Annotated in this window: 19 protein-coding genes; 10 read left to right on the forward strand and 9 right to left on the reverse strand. The window is 58.7% G+C overall.

Annotated elements, in window-relative coordinates:
• Window positions 1-91: 91 nt before the first annotated feature.
• From istB to BM131_RS20050, 4 genes are all read right to left on the reverse strand, one after another.
• On the reverse strand, window positions 92-907 hold the full coding sequence (gene istB, locus BM131_RS17500) for an IS21-like element helper ATPase IstB (RefSeq protein ID WP_090190782.1): 816 nt from the start codon (window positions 905-907) through the stop codon (window positions 92-94).
• On the reverse strand, window positions 904-2,370 hold the full coding sequence (gene istA / locus BM131_RS17505) for an IS21 family transposase (protein WP_090190784.1): 1,467 nt from the start codon (window positions 2,368-2,370) through the stop codon (window positions 904-906). Before istA ends, istB begins: the two co-directional genes overlap by 4 nt.
• Window positions 2,371-2,754: 384 nt before the next feature.
• Window positions 2,755-3,549, reverse strand: a complete 795-nt coding sequence (locus tag BM131_RS17510; protein ID WP_090191535.1) for an SDR family oxidoreductase — start codon at window positions 3,547-3,549, stop codon at window positions 2,755-2,757.
• Window positions 3,550-4,400: 851 nt separating this feature from the next.
• Window positions 4,401-5,399: a site-specific integrase gene (locus tag BM131_RS20050; protein ID WP_139222689.1), complete on the reverse strand. Its 999-nt coding sequence runs from the start codon at window positions 5,397-5,399 to the stop codon at window positions 4,401-4,403.
• Window positions 5,400-6,152: 753 nt separating this feature from the next.
• On the opposite strand from BM131_RS20050, the gene BM131_RS17520 reads away from it, so the two are divergent.
• On the forward strand, window positions 6,153-7,115 hold the full coding sequence (locus BM131_RS17520) for a Gfo/Idh/MocA family protein (RefSeq protein WP_090191538.1): 963 nt from the start codon (window positions 6,153-6,155) through the stop codon (window positions 7,113-7,115).
• Window positions 7,116-7,404: 289 nt separating this feature from the next.
• On the opposite strand, the gene BM131_RS17525 is transcribed toward BM131_RS17520, so the two are convergent.
• A complete protein-coding gene (locus tag BM131_RS17525; RefSeq protein WP_175499435.1) occupies window positions 7,405-8,337 on the reverse strand; it encodes a response regulator in 933 nt (310 codons plus the stop codon).
• Window positions 8,338-9,492: 1,155 nt separating this feature from the next.
• Here BM131_RS17525 and BM131_RS17530 point away from each other — a divergent pair.
• From BM131_RS17530 to BM131_RS17555, 6 genes are all read left to right on the forward strand, one after another.
• Complete coding sequence (locus BM131_RS17530; RefSeq protein WP_090191542.1) at window positions 9,493-10,398, forward strand: AEC family transporter; 906 nt, start codon at window positions 9,493-9,495, stop codon at window positions 10,396-10,398.
• Window positions 10,399-10,988: 590 nt separating this feature from the next.
• Complete coding sequence (gene zrgA, locus BM131_RS17535; protein WP_090191543.1) at window positions 10,989-11,618, forward strand: zinc uptake protein ZrgA; 630 nt, start codon at window positions 10,989-10,991, stop codon at window positions 11,616-11,618.
• 2 nt (window positions 11,619-11,620) lie between these two features.
• Window positions 11,621-12,316, forward strand: a complete 696-nt coding sequence (locus BM131_RS17540; protein ID WP_090191545.1) for an ATP-binding cassette domain-containing protein — start codon at window positions 11,621-11,623, stop codon at window positions 12,314-12,316.
• Entirely contained in the window at window positions 12,313-13,563 is a 1,251-nt protein-coding gene (locus BM131_RS17545) for an ABC transporter permease (protein WP_090191546.1), read from the forward strand. Before BM131_RS17540 ends, BM131_RS17545 begins: the two co-directional genes overlap by 4 nt.
• 2 nt (window positions 13,564-13,565) lie before the next feature.
• Window positions 13,566-14,072, forward strand: coding sequence for a DUF3299 domain-containing protein (locus tag BM131_RS17550; RefSeq protein WP_425434318.1), 507 nt, complete (start codon window positions 13,566-13,568; stop codon window positions 14,070-14,072).
• Window positions 14,066-14,572, forward strand: coding sequence for a DUF3299 domain-containing protein (locus tag BM131_RS17555; RefSeq protein ID WP_090191548.1), 507 nt, complete (start codon window positions 14,066-14,068; stop codon window positions 14,570-14,572). Before BM131_RS17550 ends, BM131_RS17555 begins: the two co-directional genes overlap by 7 nt.
• A gap of 439 nt (window positions 14,573-15,011) precedes the next feature.
• Here BM131_RS17555 and BM131_RS20055 read toward each other — a convergent pair whose 3' ends face one another.
• Window positions 15,012-15,908 carry a helix-turn-helix domain-containing protein gene (locus BM131_RS20055; protein ID WP_139222691.1) on the reverse strand — a complete coding sequence of 299 codons (897 nt, stop codon included), beginning with the start codon at window positions 15,906-15,908 and terminating at the stop codon, window positions 15,012-15,014.
• A 380-nt stretch (window positions 15,909-16,288) separates the two neighbouring features.
• Between BM131_RS20055 and BM131_RS17570 the strand changes: the two genes are divergently transcribed.
• From BM131_RS17570 to BM131_RS17580, 3 genes are all read left to right on the forward strand, one after another.
• Window positions 16,289-16,906, forward strand: a complete 618-nt coding sequence (locus tag BM131_RS17570; protein ID WP_090191551.1) for a hypothetical protein — start codon at window positions 16,289-16,291, stop codon at window positions 16,904-16,906.
• 129 nt (window positions 16,907-17,035) lie between these two features.
• A complete protein-coding gene (locus BM131_RS17575; RefSeq protein ID WP_090191553.1) occupies window positions 17,036-18,076 on the forward strand; it encodes a GIY-YIG nuclease family protein in 1,041 nt (346 codons plus the stop codon).
• 524 nt (window positions 18,077-18,600) lie between these two features.
• Window positions 18,601-20,751, forward strand: a complete 2,151-nt coding sequence (locus tag BM131_RS17580; protein WP_175499437.1) for an AAA family ATPase — start codon at window positions 18,601-18,603, stop codon at window positions 20,749-20,751.
• 130 nt (window positions 20,752-20,881) lie between these two features.
• On the opposite strand, the gene BM131_RS17585 is transcribed toward BM131_RS17580, so the two are convergent.
• The 3 genes from BM131_RS17585 to BM131_RS17595 are packed head-to-tail and all read right to left on the reverse strand — an operon-like array spanning window position 20,882 to window position 24,293.
• The gene (locus BM131_RS17585; RefSeq protein ID WP_090191556.1) at window positions 20,882-23,350 is read right to left on the reverse strand and encodes a relaxase/mobilization nuclease domain-containing protein; all 2,469 of its coding nucleotides are present in this window, start codon (window positions 23,348-23,350) and stop codon (window positions 20,882-20,884) included.
• Entirely contained in the window at window positions 23,347-23,703 is a 357-nt protein-coding gene (locus BM131_RS17590) for a plasmid mobilization protein (RefSeq protein WP_090191558.1), read from the reverse strand. The genes BM131_RS17585 and BM131_RS17590 overlap by 4 nt, the downstream gene beginning before the upstream one ends.
• Window positions 23,703-24,293, reverse strand: coding sequence for a hypothetical protein (locus tag BM131_RS17595; RefSeq protein ID WP_090191559.1), 591 nt, complete (start codon window positions 24,291-24,293; stop codon window positions 23,703-23,705). Before BM131_RS17595 ends, BM131_RS17590 begins: the two co-directional genes overlap by 1 nt.
• Window positions 24,294-24,498 lie beyond the last annotated feature (205 nt).

Genomic DNA, 24,498 nt, shown 5'->3' on the forward strand with positions numbered 1-24,498 from the left:
CTGTAGAGCGTCAACCACCTTGTCCGCGCGCGACAACCATCTTGGCCGGTTTTCAGGCCGCTGAGGTTGGCGTGTCGTTCAATGTTTCTGGTTAGGTGTCTCCTTCGTTTTGGTTGTCGGTGATGGTTGTCGGCGGCGTTTCGGCCTGTGCCCTTTTGTTGGAGGCGGCGGCACGCTGACGGAAGCTTTCGGCGTTCATCTCGAGGATGCTCGCGTGATGGACGAGGCGGTCGATGGCCGCTACGGTCATCGCCTTGTCGGGGAAGATCTGATCCCAGCCGCTGAAGGGTTGGTTGGCGGCAATGGCGATGCTGCGGTATTCGTAGCGCCTGGCAATCAGTTCGAAGAGGACGCCGGTTTCAGCCTGATCCTTGTGGGCATATGTGATGTCGTCGAGAATGATCAGGTCGAACTTATCAAGTTTGGCCAGGGCTGCCTCAAGAACGAGATCGCGTCTTGCAGCCTGAAGCCGTTGCACCAGGTCGCTGGTTCTGGCGTAGAAGACGCGGTGGCCTGCCTCAATCAGAGCATGGCCGATGGCGCAGAGGATGTGCGTCTTACCGGTCCCGGAATTACCGATTGCAATGAGATTGCCGCCACCATCCAGCCAGTCGCCTGCTGCCAAGGCCGCGACGCGAGCACGTGGCAAGGTGGGCAAGGCCTTGAAGTCGAAGGTTGCCAATGTCTTTCCCGCGGGGAGTTGCGCCTCGTTCAGATGGCGCCGGATGCGGCGCATGTCCCGCTCTGCCAGTTCAAATTCCGCCAGAACGGCAAGGAAGCGAGCGGCTGGCCAGCCTTCGGTATCGGCGCGGGTGGCAATCTCGGCCCAGAGCTTGTGGAAGCTGGGCAGTCGCAGCGCGGTCAGCATGCTGGGCAGCGTGTGGATGTCGATCTCGCGGGCGCTCATGCGCTTGCCCCCAGCAGCGCATCGAAGCTGTCCAGAGAGGGATGGGCGACAGCGACATCCTTCGGCAATGCTGTGGCCTTTGGAGCCAACAGCAACACCAGGGCCTTGGGATCCGGCACGCGACCAGCGTCGAGGTCTGCTGCCAGCAAATGCGCCAACTCCGCTTCACAGGACTGTTCATGGGCGATGGAGAGCAGATCGACCATTCGGCGGCAGGCGTCGCGGCGCTGAAGGTCCCGCTGCAGCACCTTCCACGCTTCGGCGTATTCGGTGCGGGGAAACAGGCTGTCACGGTAGATCGAACTCCACAGGGCTTGTGGCTTGCGCCGCAGAGCATGGATGACGTGGTGGTAATTGATGACATGGACGCGATGCCCATCGCCGCGCCCGCGGGCCCGGGGATGGTTGACGACGAGGGTGCCGCCGAGAAACGCCTCGATGCGATCATCGTACAGATGGACACGCAGGCGCTGACCGATCAGCTGTGACGGTGCGCTGTAGAAGATGCTTTTGACCAGGAAGCCACCTGTGCGGGTGACAGGCACCACGATCTCGGTGAAGTCAGTGGTGCGCCGCTGCGGCAAAGGCTTCAGGTGCGTCTGCTCCGCCTGCACAGGCATCGCCCGCTGCTTGTTGCGCCGGGCAACCAGCATGTCGACGAAGCGCCGGTAGTCTTCGATGGATGCGAAGTCGCGGCTGCCGCGCAGGATCAACGCCTGATCGATAGCTGTCTTGAGATGCCGGTTCTGGGATTCCACCGCCCCGTTCTCGTGGGCCTCACCCCGGTTGTTACGGCTGGCATCCATGCCGTAGTGGCCGACAAAGGCATCATAGCGCTTGGTTATATCCTCGCGCTGATCGATGTTCAGATTGCGGAATGCGGCCGAGAGGCTGTCGGTTCGGTGGTTTTGCGGCACGCCGCCCAGTGACCAGAGGGCTTGCTGGAGGTTCTCGGCCAGCGCCGTGAAGCTTTCCCCGCCGAGAACCACGCCGACATGTTCCCACCGGCTGTAGACCATGACGAAGTGGTAGAGCAGGTGCGGGAACGCTTGTCCCGCGATCATTACCCGCAGTTCATCGGCATGGGTGAAGTCGGACTGAGCCATGTATCCCGGCTCCGGTGTCTGGCGGAAGATGATGTCGCGCTCAGGACCGTTCAGCGCCCGCCACTGCCGCACCCGCCGCTCCAGGGTCCGCCGGATACGATCGTCTGGAAACGCCACGGGATGCTCGCCCTGAAGATGACGCAACAGGGTGACAGCCTGCAACGCACTGTCGTTCTCCAACAAAGGAAGAAGTTCGCTCTTCCAGTAGTCTTCAAGGGGGTCCGGCACCGTGCGTGCGTGAACACTCTTGCGGTTGGAAGGCAGGGTCGGGTCAGCATCGAAACGTCGGGCGGTCCGTTCACTGAACCCGGCGCGGGCAGCCGCGGTGCGCTGACTGTGATTTTGGAGGTCGGTCATGTATACTCTCAATTGCTGGTCGGTGATGAGTTGATAGGCCAATCCTGATCCTCCGTTTGACGGCAGAGGATCCCAGTTTACCAACCCGCAGCGACCAGCACCTATTCCCAAAATCAATCAGGCCGGTGGGGCTACCCTCCAGACGGGCAAGCCCGTCTTCCGTCCAGCCCCACCGGCCAAGGTGGTTGTCGGCACCGGCCAAGATGGTTGTCGCTCAACACCGCCTCTTCGAGATGATGAAGCGCAGCCCGTCTCGTGCATCGCGCAGCATTTGCTCGGCTAAAAGGTCGGTCTGCGGGACAAAGCGCCAATTCGCTGCACTTGCACCAATGTCCGCAGTGCAGGCACGGCAACGGGCGAAAGAATGCCCGCCGCATCACAAGATCAGTCGCCAGGCGTTGCAGCAGAACCAGCGAGGATGCCGCCGTCAATTGTTAGCTCGGAGCCGGTCATGTAGGCTGCTTCGTCTGAAGCGAGCAACACGGCAAGGGCTGCAACCTCTTTCGCCTCGCCAAACCGCCGCATGGGTGTATCGGCCACCATTGCAGCTCCGCGTTCTGCCCGGTCAGGACCGTTGCCAAGCATCGGTTCCCACATAGGTGTCATGATGGCCGCTGGATGGATAGAGTTACACCGGATGTTCAGCCCCTGCGCGGCGCAGTAAAGCGCGACTGACTTCGTGTGGTTGCGGATCGCGGCTTTTGAGGCGGCGTAGGCTGCGGCCATAGGGATGCCGACGAGACCCGAACGTGATGAGATGTTCACGATGCTGCCTGCACCGTTCGCGCGCATCGCGCGGATCGCATAACGGCAGCCGAGAAAAGTGCCATCGGTGTTTACCGCATGGACGCTCCGCCAGTCAGCCAAAGTAGCATTCTCTGGGTCATGAGCTGGTGGCGCATCATCGAACTGCCCTTCAAACCCGGTGATACCGGCGTTGTTCACCAGCACGTCAAGGGCGGGAAAGCGTTCAGCTATCGTATTCCAATCGGCTTCGGAGGCCACATCGAGGCGAGCAAATGTTGCGCCGATCTGGTCGGCCATGGCCTGCCCGTTCTCTGCGTCGATATCTGTCAGGATCACGTCGGCACCTTCATCACGGAAGGCATTTGCGATGGCGGCACCAATGCCGCGAGCACCCCCGGTTATAAGGGCTGTTTTTTTATTCAATCTGGGCATGAAAGCTCCGTAAAGTGTGAATTCAATGGAGTCCGGGCGTTATTCGCTTAAACCGCAGTTCCGCCCAGGGGGCGAGTTTCCGGATTACCGGTGCCGTTTGTCCATCGTCGTTCACTCCTCATCGGATCATTGCATAATAGAAAAAGGCATCCCAATGATCAAGCTCGTCACAGCAGCCGTTAATCTACCTTGCAGCATCGGTTGTATTGGGCTCACTGCCGACTTTCGCCGCGGTGCACACGAAATCAGCGCGAAATCGTAAGGCGAGCGGCGGCAGAGCGGACAAAGCCGCCTTAGGGTTCGCGGAGGTGCTGGCGTCTGCCTATGAGAGTGGGGCTTCGTAGTGCTCGCGTGTGAGCCTGACCTCTCATCCATGAATAAATGAGTGCCGTTGCCCGACGCGATAAACAGCGTTGCTGAAACGCTCGTCGGACTAATATCACCGCTGCTTGAGGTAGGCATCCAACCTCTTGAACGCATCATCTGACGGCTTGTTATTTAAGGCCTTCGAGAACGCTTCAGATATGCCATACTTTGACGCATATTCTACGGCGGCGGCTTCAAGGGCAATGAAATAGTCGGACATTTTTTTCGGTTCAGAAGTTTGCACGGTATACCTCGTGTTGACTCCTCAATATTGAAGCAAACATGTTAAAGAACCGTTAAGAGATGTTTCTCTTTATAGCCCTAGTCAGAAGTAGACCGCGAATAGCAGGTCGTCAGGCAGTCGTTGCGTAGAAGCCGGTCTCCAACCCATACAAAAATATCTACGACGATATCGTCCGGTTTTATGTGGATGATGAACACAGCTACGAACAATCCTAGCGGCGATACCAAGTGAAAGCTCAATGCTACTTACTGTCGCTTTCCATCGCGACTTGGTTGAAAGCTTCTGACACCTTGGCTGCGGCCGATTGCTGTGCACTAATCTTGCGTCCGTATCGCGCTGGCATTTCAGGCGACGTCCAACGGCCGGCGACCATGATGGATGACAGATCGCACCCAATTCGAAACGCGTCATGCACACCTCCGATGCGCGTGCTGTGCGCCGATACATCCTTTCGTCCGGTGCAACGTCTTAAAATCCGTGAAATTGTGGCGGGATCAAGAGGAAGATGTTGTGCACCTTTTTGAGACTTAGTCAGGATTGGATCGTCTGCCTTCAGCTTAGCTTCTTCAATCCAAGCAAGAACAGCCAAGGTGCCTTTTGCGGAGAGATAGGCGTAGGCACCTTCACCGTATTGATCTGTTTTTGACCGGCTGACGTAGAGCAGGCTGCTCCCATCGTCTTGCCGCAATAGGTTCTTCACTTTGAAAGCAGAAACTTCCGAAGAACGGCACCAACTGTCAGTCATAATCCAAAGCATCGCTTTGTCACGCAGCTCCAAGCGACTTGAACCCAGACGATCAATCGCATGTATCACATCCTTTTTGCCAAGAGCAGGCGCTTGACGCTGCGTTGTGCCATACTTGCGCTTAACGCCCTTCAAAGCCAAATCGACAAGCCGATGCCGCGTTGGAGACGGCAGGAAACGAGATCGATGTAGCTCTGCAATACCCCAAAGCCTCGTTTCGATCGTGTTTGAGGCCAGTTTGCCGCCCATATCATCAACCCAAGAGGCCAAAATTTCAGGGCTAACTGGAGGCTCTGGTGAGTATCCATGATCCGCACACCATTTACCAAAAAGCCGAATAACCATGTGGTAGTTCCGCAAGGTTGCATGAGCAAATGCGTTCTCTGACCGCTGGCGATACTCTTCTATGAGTTGATGTCGTCGCGAGGAAGGCAGTCGTGAAATTGCTGATAAGGCTTCGACGCGTTCGTTGTGGCGGTCAAACTCACGTGGCATTGAATGTCTCCCAATGTTCAAGCGATTTCATGCAGTCGGCAAGTTTATTATACACACCCTTGGCCTTGCTTAATGACAACATGTCCGAATTATTACATTCAGCGAAGTGGGCTCACTGCCGAACTTCGCTGCAGATGCTCCCCGAAAAAACTGGGTCGTGTCCCTGAGCGTCTGCTTTCTTGGGACGTGCCCATTTAGCTTGCAGGCGCAGCGAATGTCGGCAAACCGCCCTTTCGAAGCAACATGTGTGCTGTGCAGTATCCAGAAGAATACGCTCGAACCAGACTTTCGCTGAGTAGAGTATGATCGGTAAATTTAGGAGCCGAGGAAGTCGGTCATGTCGAGAAGCTTGCGCAGCAACCCTGTTGGCTTCCGCTGACAACAAGTGCCGGTGTCCCGGGACTGTTTGCTATGGATTCAAGGTGAGTCTGCAGCTTGGGTCCTTCCGGCATGGGTTTGTTATAGGGTCGGCCGTAGCGCAGAAGCGTTGGTTCGTTAATGAATCGGCAAAGCCTAAACTAATGCAGGTGGCTTTGGGTCTGAAGCGCTACTGCTGTGTTGGAATGGGATGGGGGGCAAAATTTTGAGGACTGTAGCGCTGATAGGGTTGAGCCGCGGGAGATGTATATCTGTCCTCCTCTATTGCCGATGATCCACGGAGCACGCAAAAGGTTGGAGGAGGTCTGGGCGCACTTGTAACGATGGACGCGTTCCTTTTCGCCTCGAAGACAGATTGATCAAGGAACGTCGCAGATGATCGAAAGAGCAGCAATAATCGGCCTAGGGATCATGGGGCGCAGGATGCTTGAACACATGGTGCAACACCCGAGTTATGAACCGGTTGCCCTTTGGGATCCCGATCCGGACGCCTGCCAGAAGGCGCTGGCCCTGGCGCAAGGTGCCGCGATCACCGGCTCTGCAGAGGAAGCCATCGCTTCTGCGGATATCGTATACCTTGCCTGTCCTCCGGGTCCGCGCAAAGTCTATGCGCTGGCTGCAGCCGCTGCAGGTAAGGCTGTATTTCTTGAAAAGCCGCTTGGCGTCGATATCGCTGAGAGCGAGGATCTTGTGGTGCGTCTGACCGAAAGCGGCGTTCCCGCTGCGGTGAATTTTACGCAAGCGGCCGGCGCAGCTTTGACCAGTGTGGCAACAGCCGCGCGTTTGGGTGAATTGGGCGATATTGTTGGGGCGGATATCGTCGTGACCTATCCGGCCTGGCCACGTGCATGGCAGCAAGCGGCTGACTGGCTTCGGTATCGCAATGAGGGCGGTATGACCCGGGAAGTGATTTCGCACTTTCTCTTCTTCTGCGAACGCATCCTTGGCCCGCTTACGGTCGTCTGGGCGCACCCCTCCTATCCAGCTGGGTCTACCCTGTGTGAAACCCACATGCTGGCCCGACTTGAGACTGCTGATGGGCGGCCCGTGACCATCATGGCTAGCATCGGGGGCGCGCAACCGGATCGACAGGAACTGACAATCAAAGGATTGGTCGTCAGTCGGCGTATTACAGACTTTTACGTCGATACCGTCTCTGATGGCGGGGACTTCATCGAGACGTCAGAGCGACCAGCGGATCCGCGTGCCTCAAGTCTCAAGGCTCAGCTGGACGATTTACTTCTGTGCATCGCGGGAAAGCCAAACAGGCTTGCGTCACCAGGCGAAGCCCTCCGGGTGCAGAAGCTGGTCGAAACCATGCTGGTTGGAAAGTCCTGAGCATGTCCCAGCGGGTTGCGCCTTCCTTTTCGGTGGACTGTGCTCTGGACTAAATTAAAGCCGTTGGCAGAAGGACAGGGTGGGCAATCCGAAAAAAGAGCACTGACGCCCGTTATAATGTATTTCTGTTGATTTCCGGTTCGAATTGACCCAATTTTTCAATTAGCGCTGACCCGTCTGGCTTATGAAAAGCTCATTCAACGTCGACGGAATTGATGACAGCTGATGGCTCACGACGTTTCGAAAGGCTGGGTCAAATTCTCACATAAATCAACAGACAGAGTTGCCCCTATGCGCATTTGATTTGTGTCCGCTCGCGCGCACGTAGCAGGGTTTCGTCGATGCTGTCAAAATCGCCGGACGTCTTAAGAAAAACGCGGCCAACAGATATCTCTATTGGCTTCAGGTCGCTTGCCGGATGGCGCAAGTCTATGCGCGAGAGCTCTTTCCTTACCAAAAACTCAAGCTCAGTCTGGAAATTGGACTTTTCAGTAGCAACTTTCATGACGAGGAAGCATCCGTACCCACCATAAGTGAAGTGACATTGTTCCTGTCTCAACGCGACAGAAAGCGCTTCGCTTATGTCTGAAAGTAGGCCCAAAAATTCCTGTGGGGTCGAATTTTCGAAAAGTTGGAGAGGGTTCTGGAACTTGACCGAGGCGACCCCGCCAAGGCGGAATTGGCTGCGCTCCATCCGGTCGATGTAATTTCTGAACGCAGGCTGCTCAAGGTAGCCCGTCGTGCCTTCGAAGCTGACAGCATCCTCAAACTTTAGCCCCGATAGAATGCCCTGGCCCTGACATGCCGAAGCGATCTGACGCACAAGCCGATCAGTGGATGTAATTTGGCGGCTCAGACGCGCTGCCGTCTCGATCCTAGCCATCAGGTCATTGAACTGAAAAGGCTTCACGATGTAATCGTTCGCACCGGCCGAAAAAGACTTCTGGATGTACTCCCGATCAGACATTGCGGTCAGCATTATGATCGGCGTGCGCTTGTATGCCTGATCCTGTCGAAGCTCCCTGCACAACTCCATTCCGTCCATACCCGGCATTTGGATATCGATCAGAAAACATTCGTATGGATCATTAGCTCTTTTGACCATGGCCAGCGCCTCGTGCGCGTTGTTCGCGGCCTCAAAATTTGCGAACCCCATAGCTTCGAGAGCCATCCCGAGAAGCTCAATGATAAAAACATCATCATCTACAATCAAAATTTTCATTTCATGATCGCTTTTGCCACACTCCATAACTTGATCCCGAAGAATATCAGTCTCCACTCAGCTGTATAATCAATGCCCTAATCGTCATGTAGGTGCCGATTATGGCCGGAGTTGGACCAAACTGACAGAACTTTAGTTGCGATGCCTAAATCTCGACCACGTGTTAAGTCCGCAAACCCAATCGCAGCGAGCTATATGTGCGGCTAGCTCTCTGATTAAACGTTGGAAGGGGTGGTGATGGGCTGGATTTGGCCTGAACGATTAGGTGTGAGCTGTTGTCGAACGGGACTTTCCAAAGCAAGAGCGCGGATAGGCAGGCAGAGACAACCGGATGGTGCCGAACGGAAACTTAAACTGGCACGCCGTGGCGGAAATCGCCGGGAGCACACGACCCTCACACGACTGTCTAAAACCGCTATGTTCTCTGTGCTGAACGCGGCATTTTGCGAGGAATTGATTGATCCGAATACCAATGCTGCGAAGTTTATGGACGCCCGCGCGGCTAAAGCTGATGCGTGGATTCGAGCCAACCAGCAAACGCTGGGTTAGAACTGAAGAAAGATTTGATTTTAGCTCTGCGTGCATCGCATCAATTCTACCTTTGTGCAGCATGGGGTACTTCGGGCTCACTGCCGACCTTCGCTGCGTATGCACACCGAAAAGTATTGTGGCGCGGCCCTGAGCGTCCGTTTTCTCTAGGTTGCCCATTTTGGTTTGCGGGTGCGGCGAACGGCGGCTTTCCGCCCTTCGTGGCGAATGTCACTTCCGGCCCTTAGCTGCCGTTCATCACCACCTCAAGATGCTCCGGTGCGGCCCGTCGAACCAGCCATTCAAGCATCTGGCAGCATTTTGTCGGCCAAACGTCGGTCTGCGGTCAAAGTTAGCTTTCGCGGCCGGTGCAAAAACTGAATTCGGCAGGGTTGGCATCATCATAGGGGGCGGGGAAGAGACCTTAGCGGGGGTGATCTTAAATGCGGAAATCATTTGACGCATAGAGACGGTCGGTCTCGCCTATACACCTGAAATCCAACAAGATCTCAAATCAAATACCCCAGCAATCCGCTTGTCCCTCCTTGCGCTTCGGTCTTTAACGGAGCTGCAACGACACCCGCGCGGCTCCCTGTCTGCGTAGGTCAGGGCCAAAGGGATATCACAGTGCTTTTCTTCACCATCTGGCCCCTTTTCGCGCTGATCTGCCTTGGCTATATCCTTGTAAGACGCGGCTTTCCTGATCCCGGTTTCTGGCCCGCCGCCGAACGGATCAACTATTTCCTGCTCTTCCCCGCCCTTCTGCTCAGCAGCCTGGCCGATGCACCCGTCCGCGACCCACAGTTGCTACGTCTGGGCTGTGCGGCCGTCATAATCATTCTTTTCGCCGCCTTGGCCTTGGCCCTGGCCCGACGCGCTTATCCCCTGCCAGCCGCCCGCTTTGGCCCATTGCTGCAAGGCACAGTGCGCTTCAACACCTATCTGGGACTGGCCATCCTTGCGACCTTGGCCGGACCCGTGGGGATCGAACGGGCGGCGCTTTACCTTGCGATCGCAGTGCCCTTGGTCAACGTCCTGTCGATTATGGCTCTGACCGAGGCGGGGCAGGCCCGCCGCCCCCTTGCCATGCTCCGCACCATGGTGCGCAACCCGCTAATCTTGGCTTGCTTGGGGGGTATCGCGCTGGCGCTGACCGGGTGGGGCCTACCCTTTGGCACTGGGCGCTTCCTTGACCTTCTGGCGCAAGCCAGCCTGCCGCTTGGACTGCTTTGCGTAGGTGCTGCCCTGCAACCCGCTGCCTTGCGATGCGACGGTCTAACCCTGGTTGCAAGCGGTGCCCTGCGCCTCCTGCTGATGCCCCTGCTCGCCGCACTCATCGCGCGCTCCGTCGGCCTTAGCGGGGTCGAGGCGCTCGTGCTGGTCGTATTCTCAGCCATCCCAACGGCTCCCACTTCCTATGTGTTGACCCGGCAACTGAACGGCGATGGCACGCTGATGGCAGGTATCGTCACGTCTCAGACGATTGCCGCCATCGCCACAATTCCGCTGGTTCTGTGGGTCCTCGGCCATTGATAACCACCCGATGATTCAGAACTCGCGCTGACATGCGCGCCACCACTTACAATCATGCCACCTTCGGATGCCTTGAAGCTGTGCCACCGAATGCAGCGGTTGATGGATGACCGGTATTGGCCGTCCTCAACGAGCTGGATTTTCGCACTTACGAGATGCTGCGGGACGGCAAGTAGTAAAGGGGCGCGATCAGGACCTACGTTGCGCTCGGCCCTGATAACCGCTGAAGGGACTTCCATGCCGTTCGATGCAGACGCCACCAATGTGGCTTTAAGGTTCGCAAACGTCGATAGCTTTAAGCCAACAATGATGAGGTTCGCCAATTCGCCCAATAGTTGACATGGGACCGACAAGTTCGCGCTGAACCGAGGCATTTTGGTGAAAATGCTATTGCAATCAATCAGTGGGTAGACGTATGTAATGTTATAACATTACATACGCGCTGTGGTTGCCTTGGTGTCTGCTTTCATAGGGAAATAATTCCTAACCCGATTAGGAACAATATCGAGCATAGGCCTGCTATTCACATCCCCATCAGCCGCCACAGCACACACTTGCGCGAAACGGTCAAACTTCGAAAAGGATACATCATGAAAACTTTGGCAACCGTCATCTTAGCAAGCTGCATTGCCGTCCCAGCCCATGCGCAGGAGACACGGGAATTGGGCACACACGTCCACGGAGTCAGCACGCTGCAAGTCGCCGTCGAAGATGGAACACTGTCCCTCGACCTGACGTCGCCAGGTTTGGACATCGTGGGGTTCGAATACGCGGCTTCAACCGATGCCGACAAGGACGCGGTCGCCATGGCGGTCGGCCGGCTGCTGAAGCCCGACGATATCGTAACGCTGCCTGACGCCGCTGGCTGTCGACTGGCCGCCGCGAGCGCGCACTTGCACTTTGGCGATGATCACGACGAAGACCATGATGATCACGCCGCCGAGCACAACGACCACGCCGCAGAGCATGATGACCACGACGATCACGCTGATACGGAACATGCTGAAGATGCGGACCACAAAGACGAAGGTGCTAAACACAGCGCGTTTCATGCAACTTATACCTATTCGTGTGATGCGCCGGATGCGCTGACGTCGCTGTCTCTTCCGTTTTTCGACCAGTTTGCCAACGCCCAAGAGATCGAGGCTGAGTATGTCACCGCCACTGGGGCAGGCCGCACCGAAATCTCGCGCGATGTCGCGCAGCTGGACCTGAACTGACCGTGACTGATGCTCCCCTGTCCTTGGTTGATGTGCACTTTGCGTGGCCCGGCAAGGGGGGCTTTGCATTGTCCTGCCCCGCCTTCGTGCTGGCACCGGGCGAGCGCGTTTTACTACTTGGGTCCAGCGGGTCCGGGAAATCGACATTGCTGTCGCTCATCTGCGGAATCGCAACCCCGCAACGCGGGCAGGTCCTCATTGCGGGAACGGATATGGGGGCGCTACGCGCGGGCGCCCGGGACCGATTTCGCGCCGCGCGGATCGGTGTCATCTTTCAGCAGTTCAACTTGCTGCCCTACGCGAGTGTAGCTGACAATATCCTGCTGCCTCTGCGGTTCGCGCCAGAACGCCGCGCGCGTGCGGCAGATGCGATAGCAGAGGCGCGCAGGCTTTGCATGGCAATCGGCCTGCCGGACAACTTGCTTTATATGCCGGCCGGAAGGCTCAGTGTGGGGCAACAGCAGCGCGTCGCCGTGGTGCGTGCCTTGATCGGGGCACCGCCGCTGATCGTCGCGGATGAGCCCACCTCCGCGCTTGATGCGGCGACGCAGGACGCATTTTTGCAATTATTGTTCGATCAAGTGGCTGATGCGGGTTCTTCCTTGCTGATGGTCAGTCATGACGAGCGGCTGGGCGCGCATTTTGATCGCGTCGTGCGGCTGGACGAAATCGTAACAACAAAAAGGGTTCCCGCATGATCCTGCGCCTCGCAACCGGGTCGCTGCTTGCGCGGTCGTTAACCGTCGGTATGACCATCCTATCCATCGCCTTGTCAGTTGCGCTGTTCCTTGGCATCGAGAAGGTTCGCACAGGGGCGCGCGCCAGTTTCGCCGACACAATCTCGGGGACAGATCTGATCGTCGGCGCGCGGTCAGGATCAGTGCAACTGCTGCTTTATTCAGTGTTTCGCATCGGCAACGCCACGAACAACGTCACATGGCAAAGCTATCAGGATATCGCGGCCCGGTCAGAGGTGGACTGGATTGTGCCGATCTCTTTGGGCGACAGTCATCGCCAATTCCGCGTCATGGGAACGTTGAATGCGTTCTTTGAGCGCTACAAATATCGCGGCGACCGGGCGCTTACATTTGCGCAGGGGCATGGACTGAATGACCTTTATGATGCCGTCATTGGGGCCGACGTGGCGCAGGCGTTGGGGTATGCTGTCGGCGATCCGATTGTTGTGTCGCATGGGCTGGCATCTTTTACCCAGCACGACGACCAACCCTTCCGCGTGGCCGGAATTGTAACCAAGACAGGCACGCCTGTTGACCGCACTGTCATCATTAGTCTGGAAGCGATCGAGGCGATTCATGTCGATTGGCAAGGCGGTGCGCTGGCGGGCGGCCAGACAACACCGGTCGACGCGATCCGCCAAATGGACCTGACCCCAACCGCCATCACTGCCGCGATGGTTGGCGTGTCATCGCGTTTGGACATCTTTGGCTTACAGCGCTGGATCAATGAATACCCACAGGAGCCTTTGTTGGCAGTCCTTCCCGGTGTCGCATTGCAAGAGCTGTGGCAGATTGTCGGGGTTGCTGAAACCGCACTGGTCGCCGTGTCCGGCATGGTCGTGGTGACGGCGCTTTTGGGAATGATGGCGATGATATTTTCCAGCCTGAACGAACGCCGCCGCGAAATGGCGATCTGGCGGGCGATGGGGGCCAGCCCCGCCACGATCTTGGGTCTGATGGTGCTTGAGGCTGCCCTGATGGCGGCGATAGGTGCGGCTTTGGGCTTTGCGCTGCTTTACGCGGGACTATGGATTGCGCAGCCGATGGTCGACGCGGCCTTTGGCCTTTGGTTGCCCATCGATGAGCCAAGCGGGCGAGAGTTTGCCGTTCTTGCTGCCGTCGTGCTGGCAGCTGCGGTTGCCAGCCTTGTGCCAGCGTTGCGGGCCTATAGGTTGTCGTTGGCCGACGGTATGATAGTAAGGATATAACGATGATCACAATGAACCGCCGACAGTTTGGGCTGAGCGCCACCAGTGGCCTGCTATTGCCCGCCGCTGCCCGTGCCGCATCCTACCAAGAGATAACGTGGGACGATCTTGTGCCGCCGGGTATTCCCTACGCCGAGGTGATCGGCGAAGGCGATCTGGATGAACAAACTGACACATGGCGGCCCATCTTCGATGAAAACGGCGTCAAGCTGAACGCAGCACTGGACGGACTGCAAATCAAGATGCCCGGCTACATTACGCCACTCGAAATCACGTCGGACGGCATGACAGAATTCCTATTGGTCCCCTACCTTGGCGCCTGCATTCACGTGCCACCGCCGCCGCCCAACCAACTGGTCTTTGTGAACACACAAACGCCTTGGCCCGGCGACGACATCTGGGACGCGATCTGGATTTACGGCACATTGCAGGCGCAGCTTCAGACGACTGACCTTGCCGAAATCGGTTATGCTCTGACCGCTGACAAGATTGAGGTCTACGAATGGTAAGCATTGGGCCAAGCCGCCGGACAATGCTGCTGGCCCTATCGGCTTTCGCGTTTGCGCGTCCAAGCTATGCCGAGACGGTCATTGATCTGGATTGGAAAGATCTGCTGCCTGAAGGCAATCTTGCAATACCGAACGAGATGCAGAGCCTTCTGCCGCATGACGAAAGCAACATGGCGTCCCGGCAGCCGGTGTCCACAGGCAGCCGGACCGACTGGAACGGGCAGACCGTGCGCCTGTCGGGATTTGTTGTGCCACTTGACTATAGCGGCACCGGCCTGACTGCGTTCATGTTGGTGCCTTACGTCGGCGCATGCATCCATGTGCCGCCCCCGCCAGCAAATCAGCTTGTCTTTGTGACCACCGAAAAGCCCTTTGAGCAAGGCAGCATGTTCGACGCCGTGACCATCACGGGGATGCTTGGAACGGTCTCGATCGCGACGCATCTGGCAGAGGTCGGCTACGCCCTGTCCGCCGACCGGATTGCACCATACGAAGGCTAACGGCTGGCACCAGCGAAGATGAAGTGTCCCCCTGCTAAGCACCCATCGTCGCGCTAATCTTTTGGCGTATCCGCGAAAGAACCTGATCGCCGGAGCAATCTCCTTCTGCAGGCTTGGCTGCTACCCAGTCAGACCAAGCAGCCATGACGCGTGATCACATAGCACCTTTTGCGCATCATCATGTAGGCCACGCCAACAACGAATTTGTTGGGGGCAATCTTGTCCCTTCCCTGCTAACGGTTTCGAACAGTCGCATTTGAGCGACTTGCCGCACCCGCCTAAATGGGCTCACTGCCGAACTTCGCTGCAGATGCACCCCGAAAAAAACTGGGTCATGGCCCTGAGCGTCTGCTTTTTGACAACGTGCCCATTTAGTTTGCAGGTGCAGCGAATGTCGGCAAACCGCCCAAACCTACGGCGTTGATCCGATCGCGTGCATTTACATCGTCTCAAACTTTGCCGGGCCTTTCCAACCTTTCTGTAGCCAAACAGCCGCCAGTTGAAACCCCGACGCTGGCCAGTCGGCAGGTGTCGGGACCATAACGATGCGCTTGACCGCAAATCCTGCATCGGCAATCAGCTTAACCCGGCTCTTCGTCGTGTAGTGCGTAAGCGGTGCCAAAAACAAAATGTTGTCAGCGATGCGAAGACTGTGAGTAAGGAAGTCGCGAAAGATGGACCACGGTGGGTTCGTGACGATCCAGTCGACTGGGGTGCTCCAATCGAAAAAATCTTGGCCTTCGCTCGCCTCGCACCAATGTTTATCGACCCACTCAGGGAAAGCGTTATAAAACGCGCCATCACCGCGCGCTGGATCAAGAACGCTGCCGCGTATTTCCGACGCAAATGTTTGCTGAATTTTGTATGCGAGATCCCGCGGAGTATAGACAACATCAGCGGCGGCATCATTCTGTCCAGGCACTAAGCGTTTTGAAGGCACAATCAGAACATCGTTGATGCGCAAAATGCGCAAGTATCGGCGCAGGGTATCTATACGCCCAGCAAAGCGCGTCTCAAGGGTGACGATCGTTTGTGGGCTGATCTCCAGCCTCGTTGCCATAGCCCGCTGCGAAAGGCCTTTCGCCTGGCGCCGGGCGGCCAGGGCTGCGCCGGGCGCTACGCCCTGATCCAAAGGGGTCCAGCTCCACTTCAGCTTCAGCGCAACCCGAAGGCGATCAAGCGATGCGATTGTCCCCTGCCCTTTCAAGACAAGTCGGGTCGTTTTCCAGGCAAGGCCGCTGTCACGCGCGAGGCTATCTACAGTAGCGTTTGGTATTTTTATGGTGATCGGGAGAATGATGGACTGCATCTGCGATAGTTGGAACAAATGGTCCATAAATGCCAGATCATTTCGACGTCAGTAGTGCGACGAAAATTGGAAATGAAGCCAAGTTATGCCACGCCACGACCGATCTGTTCTGAGCACGATAAGTAGCTCAGTCCTGCGGATTTCTTACAAGCCAATCTTCGATGATCCTTCGAATTTGCTCGGGGCGCGTAGGAGGATCAGTCTCCTTTCGCCTCGCGGTATCAATTTGATCAATCGTCGCCTGAGAGAGGCGAACGTTTATTGACATGGTGTCCGTTTTTGGGCGGCCCATTTTTCCCATACAACAGTCCTTGACTAAATGGTACCAGTGAACCATATTGTTCGCATGGGCAGAGAGTTCCCGCTCTCCGCCCGATGCTAACCACGACAATCCTATGGAGATATTCATGGCTACCAATTTCTTTAACACGCCGCCGCGTGGCTTAAAAACCCCTATCGTGCCGATCGAGCTTGCCGAGGCAGCAGCCGCATCGCTTTTGGCCTTCGACGCTGGCCTTGCGCTGATGCAAAAGTTGCAGCGCGCCGAGGCCAGCCTCGATCCTTCCGGCTTCGATACCGCCCTGCTGGGCTTTGAGGCGGAAGTTGCCGACACTCACGCGCAGGCCTATGAGGCGCTTGAGGCGTTCTACTACTCCGATAAGGGTGCGCTCTGGCATTTGTCGGATGCCGCTTGGGTGATGTTGCTATTGCTCGAATCCGATGGTCTTGACCTTTACCCCATCGCGCAGCGGTCAGCAGGTCTGCGTCACGCAGCCGCCGCCTGTGCGCGCTCTCCATTGCCGCTTGAGAATGCTTCAGCCTCGCGTCTGCTGGCCACGGCTGAGGTGGTCGATCTGATGATCGAGGCCGCCATTGACGATTATGCCGTGATCGATCCTGATAACGTCGATGATCTGCGCGGTCTGGTGGGACGCGGTCTTGCTGCTGCCATCGAGCAGACCCAGACAAAGCATTCGGCTCCCTACATTGACCCCTGTCTCGATTGGGACTTCGGTCCTTCCTGATCCCGGCCGATCCGATACGGCACATCCTCCATTAAACCTGCATCTGAGCTTAAGGCATCCGCACATCCGGATGCCAACGGCAGCCTTTTGCCTGGTTCCAACCATATCCTCTTTCTAAGGAACGTTCTTATGAGCGATTACACCCGCCTGCCCTCCGCCTTCTTGATCGCAGGCACCAGCTATCCTGCCGTCGCACTACCCCTTGATCCGTCCTGGCTTGCCATCGCCCGGTCGAAGGGTTTCGACATCCTCGGACGCGTCGTCGACCGCTATCGCTGTGTGCTGCGCTGCCATGATTGCCGCACGCCAGCCGTCGTGCGCATTAACGTCATGCGCGACCACGCCCCGCTTTGCCATGCCTGCATCCAGCGCCGCCGGGCCGCCGCGGCGAAAGCCATCGGCGCGGAGCTCATCGCTGCCGATGCACAGCACCGCCACTATGGTCACTTCCGTCTGCCCTGCGACCACGTTGTCCGGCGGCAGTATCTGCGCGTCGAGAAAGCCGCAGCTGGTGGCCACGCGATTGATTGCCCGGCCTGCCGCGAGACCCGTTATGGCACGGAAGCGCAAGCCTTCGGCTGGAACCTTGCCGGAAAGGCAAAAGGCCGTCGCCCCGGCTACCGCCGCTACCGCCATCGCTGTGGCCACCGCCAGGATGTCAGCATCGGCAATATGGCCTGGGGCGACACCAGCTGCGGCGGTTGCGCGGCAAACTGGGCTGGCAAACCAAGCTTCATTTACCTGTTTCGCATTGATCTGCCGGGGCTGCCGGTGGTGAAGCTTGGCTATTCGGCGCGCCCTGCCAAGCGCCTGCGTCACCAGCTTGGAATTGCACGCGGCATAAAGACCGAGATCCTGCGCGTGATGCTGCTGCCCTCCGGCAACGTGGCGGTGCGGGAGGAGTCGGCCTGTCACCGCACCATGCGGGAGCGACATGCAGGCCTGATCGTGCCAAAGGCCACCTTTGGGGATGCCATCAACACCCAAGGCGAGATCTACCACGCTGCCGCCCTGGAGGTTTTGCATGGCCTTCTGGATGACGTTGCCCTTCGCCTGCCACAGACCGACGTGGATGCAACGAGCTGTGCGACTTCATCCACGCCGTCAGGTTCTACAGCGGTGACGAGCCCGCGCAACCTGCGCCGCCGCATGTCGACACATCGCCCGTAAGGCTCAAACGATACCAAAGTAGCAGATAGGTCGCCGCACCCCGCAAACCGCTTCGACGCGGCCCTTACAAGGCAACGGCAGCATAAACCCGCCCCTTTGCACCCACCTTCGCCTGCGCGCCCCTCGTGCGCAGGCCCCCTCCCCCTTTTCCTGATCGGATTATGCCCATGTCCCAGTCCCCGCGTATCCCTCATCATCTCTCTCGGCGCTTTGAACCTACAGATCCGGCAAAACCACCTTCGACTGCCCCGCGCCCTCAGCCCGCCAAGGGTGCTCCGGACGCAACCTTGGGCGATCGGTTTCACACCTCGGCGCCGCCAGCCGCTATCGCTGCGTCCCTCGCAGGCGATGTGCCGCAAGATCCTGACAGCCCCGCAGCAGCAGGGCAAACGGGCGGTAACGCCAGCCCTGCTTGGGCGGCACCAGCGGAGCAAGCTCTCACCCGTATGCTGCCCGACCGTCGCACGCATCTTGGGCGCGGGCTTGGACAGCTTCTGGGGGCCATGGCGCAGCGGCAGGACGCAATGACGCAGGAGACCGACGTCTCCTCCTTCGGCGACGATCCCGATCCCGTTGACGATCCTGCCATTCTCGATTGGCTGGCAATGAAAGCCCAGGAAGAGCCCGCGCGTGTCGGACCGCCCGTCAGCCTCGCCGCGTCGCTTGCGCCAAGCGAGATCGCTCAACAGATCGCCGCCGGGATCGATCCCTTCGCCATTAATGCCGAGACGGGTCTGTCGCGCCCGCCATACCGCGTCGACGCGCACCAGCTTGTCATGCTGGCGCGGCTTTGCGCCGCTTGCGGCGATCAGGACGGTATTGATGACATCATGGGCGATGGATGCACGACGGCAATCCTCTGCGGTGACGAGACCGAGATGACCACCCTGGCCGAGGTCATTCGCACAGCCGTGCGTGCCGCGCCTATGCAGTTTGGTGACCGCCGCCCGTTGCCACCCCTGCGCCCGCAGATCGTGTCACTTTCCGCAAGCTCGGCCAGCACGCGTGAGAGCAGCCAGGACGCCGCCATCAAAGCCTTCGGGGCGCAGCATCCCGTAATCGTGCTGGCCACCGACCGGACGCTTCTGACCGGCGTGCTGGCCCATTTGCCAGTGATGACACTGGCCCCGGTGGATGCCGACATCGTCCTTTTTATCCTGCGCGAGGCCGTCACCGGCACCGGCCAGATGAGCGAGACCGCCGTGCGTGGCGCTCTGCCAGGTAACGGTCCTCTGGCGCGCCTCCCCGCAGATACCCTGATGCTGGCCTTACGCAGCTCTGGCCCGATCCAGGCCGCGCGGCGGATCGCGACGCTGGCGCGGGCCCCTGCCCCGCAACAGGCCGCACCTGCGGGACCCGATCTCGCCGCTTTGCCAGGGCTCGGTTCGGCCCGCCTGCGGCTGACCCGTATTGTGGATGATCTACGCGCGTTTTCCACCGGCGACCTGCCGTGGTCCGATGTCAGCAACGGCGTAATCCTCGAAGGCCCTCCGGGCACCGGCAAGACCACGATCGCCGCAGCTTTCGCGCGGTCCGCAGGGATGAGCTTCGTGCCCTTGACATGCACGGATTGGTTCAAGGCAGGTCGCTTCGAGGTGATGCTGCAGGCAATGCACGCCAGCTTCGATGCGGCCCATGCGTCAGCTCCGTGTCTGCTCTTCATCGACGAGATCGACAGCCTGCGCGACCGCGGCGGGATCCAGGATCGAAACTCCAGCTGGAACAGCGCCGTCGTGAACGCCGTCTTGCCCCTTCTCGACGGCGCTGCCGCGCATGAAGGCGTCTTCGTCGTCGGGGCGACGAACCACCCGGAGCAACTTGATCCCGCAATCCTGCGCGCGGGACGCCTGGGGCGCCGCATCCATATCGCACCGCCCGTCGAGCGGGAGTTGCCCGCGGTGTTCCGCTATCATCTCGCTGCCGATATGCCGCAAGGGGATCTTGCGTCCCTTGCCCGGCAGGGCGCCGGCATGACCCCGGCCGATGTCAAGGCGGCCGTGCAGGAGGCCCGCAGCCTCGCACGTGCGGCAAAGCGCGCCATGACCATCGACCACCTTGTGGCCGCCATCGGAACGGCGCGCCCGCCCATTCCGACGGCACTGCGCCGCCGGATCGCGATTCACGAGGCCGGGCATGTTGTCGCCGCCCACGTCACCGGCAACGCCCGCCCGCTGTCGGCAGTGCTGTCAGGCGATACCGGACATGTCGAGATGCTGCCATTGCCTCATGACGGCAGCACTGCGGTCATTACAGCCACGCTCGTCCGGCACCTCACAGGGCGCGCCGCGGAAGCGGAACTTCTCGGTGAGGTCTCTGGCGGATCCGGCGGCGGCGTCGCGTCCGACCTCGCGCAAGCTACACGCGCAGCACTTCAGGAGGCGCTGTCGCTGGGGCGCGGCGAGGATCTGATCTGGCACCCCTCGACGGACGATCCGGCAGTCCTCTTTGCCCGTCATCGCGGCCTCAAGGACCGCATCGCGCGTCGCCTCGACGGCGCTTACGCCAGCGCGCGCCAGATTATCCGCACTAATTGCGCCGCCGTCGAGGCGATCGCAGCGCATCTCTTTGTCGATGGATATCTGGAAGAGAACGATCTGCAGGATCTGCTGCTCTATTGCGCAGACCAGCCGCCCACCGCGCGCTCAGGTGAGGACGGGCTGACGTTCTTGCGGTAAAGCTGTTTCGGTCATCCCTCATTTGGCAGGACGGCCACCGTATGAGGTCTGGGCCCATTGAACCCCCGGGGCAAATTTTGACCTACCTTTGCCCTCTGCAGCAAGACACTGTGTCCTGCTGCAGAGGCTGTCACATTCCAAGGTCCAGCGCATCTTCATCAGAACCGTTGGTCTCAACTTCTTCTTCGTTTGCAATTGCTTCGTCGTTTTCCTGCACCGTGCGATCAGCGCTATCGCGCTCGCTGATGTCATCATGGATATTATCCCGCACATCCAAATCAGCGCCAAACTTATCATTATTGGTGCCCTCATTGGCATCGGCGTCGACCTCATCTTCATATCGCAGGTCGTTCTGCCAATTTAGGAGCGTCGTGGATGGGACGCGTGTCATCACATCGCGCGCCAGCGTCTCATCCGCCACGGCGATGACCACCGCACGTCCTGCCGCAAGACGTTGCAACTGTGCTGCATTACCAGCATCAACTGCGCCGCCAAGGGAGAGATAGAGCGTATCACTTCGGCCTTCCCTTGCTTCCAGCTCCTTGGCATCGATGGCCCAAGCCGTGATAACAAGGCGATCCGCGACCGCCGGGTCACCGACAACGATGCCTGTGCGCCGTCCTCCCTGCGCGAATGTCGTCTGCAAGATCCCGTCCGCATTCTGTCGCGCAACCTCGAAACCGATAATGTTGTCATCATCGTCGCGGTGCGCAAAGAGGATCGTGCTGTCTGGTAAGACACGCAAATCGCGCGCCGGATCGTCCTGCTCTGCAAGATCCATCGCACTTTGGTCCATCCCGGCTGCTTGCGCAGCCATCACATCCGCTGCCGTCCAGAGCTGCCGGCATGCGGTATGGTCAAGGGGCGGCAGCACGTCGGTATTCCTGTCCGGTCCCGCCGCGGCATCGCGCCCTGTCAACACGCGCCAAGCGGCACGGCTTCGCCGGTCATGCGCAGACAAGGGCACGGCGTCGACCGGCGCTATGCGCTCTCGGCTATCCCGGTCCTGCTGCCGTTGCTGGCGGTGGTGCTGCTCCAAACCCAGCGTCATAACTTTTGCCACAAGGCTGTCATCCTCGTCTAAAAGCGTGGCAAGCTCTTCGCGATCCGCAGCTTGCGCGGCGGCGCGTTCTGCACGGCGGAGGCTTTCTTCCTGCCGCGCCGCAGCCGCTGCCTCGCGCGCAGCATCCGCTGCGGCATGATCTGGCCTTGGACCTGTCGCAGCAGGATGCGCGGGCTTGTCTATCGCTGATCCCGCATCCAGCGCAGCCGCTTTTGCAGCCAGCTCTTCCGCCACCTCCGCCACAATGTCCTCCGGCACCCCGCTTATGGCCAAGCCGGCCTCCGCCGCCGCCAGCGCGGCCGCGCGCAGGAACTCCGGGGGCCCCTCTACCTCGCAACGCGTCCAGCCCTTGGCTTTCCCCATCGCCATCATCAATTGCGCTTGCGCCGTCACATCGCCGCCTGCTGTAGCCGAGAGTTCCGCTCCCTCATCCACCACGACACTGCCGTCGATCAGCGTGATGTGTGGCGGCACCTCGTCCAGATCGACGCGCTTGATCGCACGCACGACCGCATCCTGCAGCGTGATCCCGATGTAGCTACGCGCCAGTAGCGTCGCCTTGAACGTCTGCGATTTCGTCAGCTCTGCCACCTCTTCCACAAGCTGGCCGTATATGCGGCACGGACGATCTTCAGGCAGCGATACCGGTGCCGCATTTACTGTCTCCTGCAAACCTTCAAATGCCCCAATCCGTGCCTCCATCTTCTTACGCGCAAACCGGCCGCCAAGCTGCGAGGCATTCATCACCGTATCCGATCCGATGATCCGGATTTGCGCACCGGATCCTTTTTTTACGTAGGCAAGGCCGATCATGCACAGCCCGTCATGCACAGCAGGCCAGTTCGTTGCGCCATCCAGCACCGCGCGGACGCGGATCTTCCAGGCGTCAGACAGCGCATCGCAGAGTGGCGGCATTCCGGTCTTCCGTTCCGTCTCCACATCACGCTGCGATGGTCCCCGCCCAGCCGTGCGACGCGCTTTTTTTGCCTCCCAGTGCGTCTGCGGCTTTGTCAGAAGCTGCACCGTTGGACCATCTGCATCTTCGCCGACCTCGATATCGAAGCGTCCCCGATCCTGCGACCAACCCTGCGCCAGTTCGATCTTGCGGCATGCCAGCTCGATGCGCTCGTAGCTGCGCGACGATCGCCACGCGGCAAATGTGCGCGGATGGATCTTGTTCACGGCAGCATGGACATGCACGCATCCCGTATTGCGATGCACGCCAATCGCGGCTTGGTGGTCTTCCAGTTCTAATTCTTTCAGCAACGTCTCCATTGCAGCGATCGCCTGCGCATTTGTCGGGCATTCCGTCTCGGGCCAGGACAGCGCAAAGTGCAGCGTCTTCGTTGCGCACCGCGTATTGCCCGTGGCGATAGCCCACATCTCGTCTGCAGCATCAGCGCCTTCACCCAAGACGTTCCGCATCTCCACCGCATCGGCCTTCGCGCAGACATAAGTAATGATGCGGATAAAATCGCTGAATGTCGTTCTGGCAGCCGCGCCAGAGGCCTTGCGCGGGATCTGCTTGCCAATCACGACAACTCTCTGACAATCAGTTTTTTAAGCGCAACCAATTCAGTGCGCGTCTTGTATAGATCCGTGACGAGGTCCACGCGTCCACTGATGTTAGCAACTTTTGCGATCTGGTTGATGTTGGTGCCGATCCTGCCGATCTCGCCAATCAGACACTGCAGGTCTTTGCGGCTCAGCTCGGGACGTCCCACAGCCTCGAACGCCACCGCCCGCACCCAGGCATTGGTATTAGCCATGTTAGTATTTGCAGCTTCTTCGGCCAGTAGCGCGAAGTCTGCCGGCGTCACCCGGAAGATGATCGTTTGCGTGCGGCGGCGGCGGTCGGACCGCGGCTTTTTGCGATCTACGTCGGGCATCAGCTGCGGTCCCCAATGTTGTTGTCCAATTTATCCATAAGGCAATCGAGAGCATCTTCGTCGAGATCACTGACGCCTTCACCATCATTCACGTTGTCGTCGCTCGCGCTATCTGACTGGATATCATCACAGCTTGCGGTCTGCTCCGCGGCTTTGTCATCGGGCGCTGACTGCAGGTATGGCACTGCTACATCAAGTAGTTCATCGTCCGAAGCAGTCACGTCCATTTTGGTGGCGTCAAGATTGGCGGTTGGTTCAGTCCCAGCGTCTTGGATCTGTTTTTTGGGACCGCGGCGCATTGTCGTCTTCTTCGGCGTAGCCGCAGCATTCGCGGCCTTTACCTCCCGCAGGTAGCTGCGCACCGTCCCAACGGGGAGCGTCAGGCCGAAAGCGTCATTCATCTTCGCGACAACTTCGGCGAGGCTGTAATTCATCGCCAGCATATGCTGCACGGCGCCTGCTGCCTCCTCAATGGCCTCACGCTGCGTGAACGCGACCTTCTCCTTCGGCTTAACCGCCATCATCTCGGCAATACCGGCATCCAGTTTTGCGCGGTAGATCATTTGGTGCTTTTTGTTTGTCTGGGTCATATCAGTGCTCCTGTGTTAACCATGCGTCACATATGCGGCGCTGCGTCCCGGACAGACTGCAGATCAAACTTGTAATGGTCAGGGCAACATTGTGTATCAAATGGGAGCTGCAGAAGAGATTGAGGAAAGTATCTGGATATCAAGAAGCCCTCAGGCGCCGCGATGTCACGCTTCCTGCGCGCCAAGAAGGACCCTCAGGGCCGCC

Source organism: Loktanella salsilacus (assembly GCF_900114485.1).
Classification (GTDB): Bacteria; Pseudomonadota; Alphaproteobacteria; order Rhodobacterales; family Rhodobacteraceae; genus Loktanella; species Loktanella salsilacus.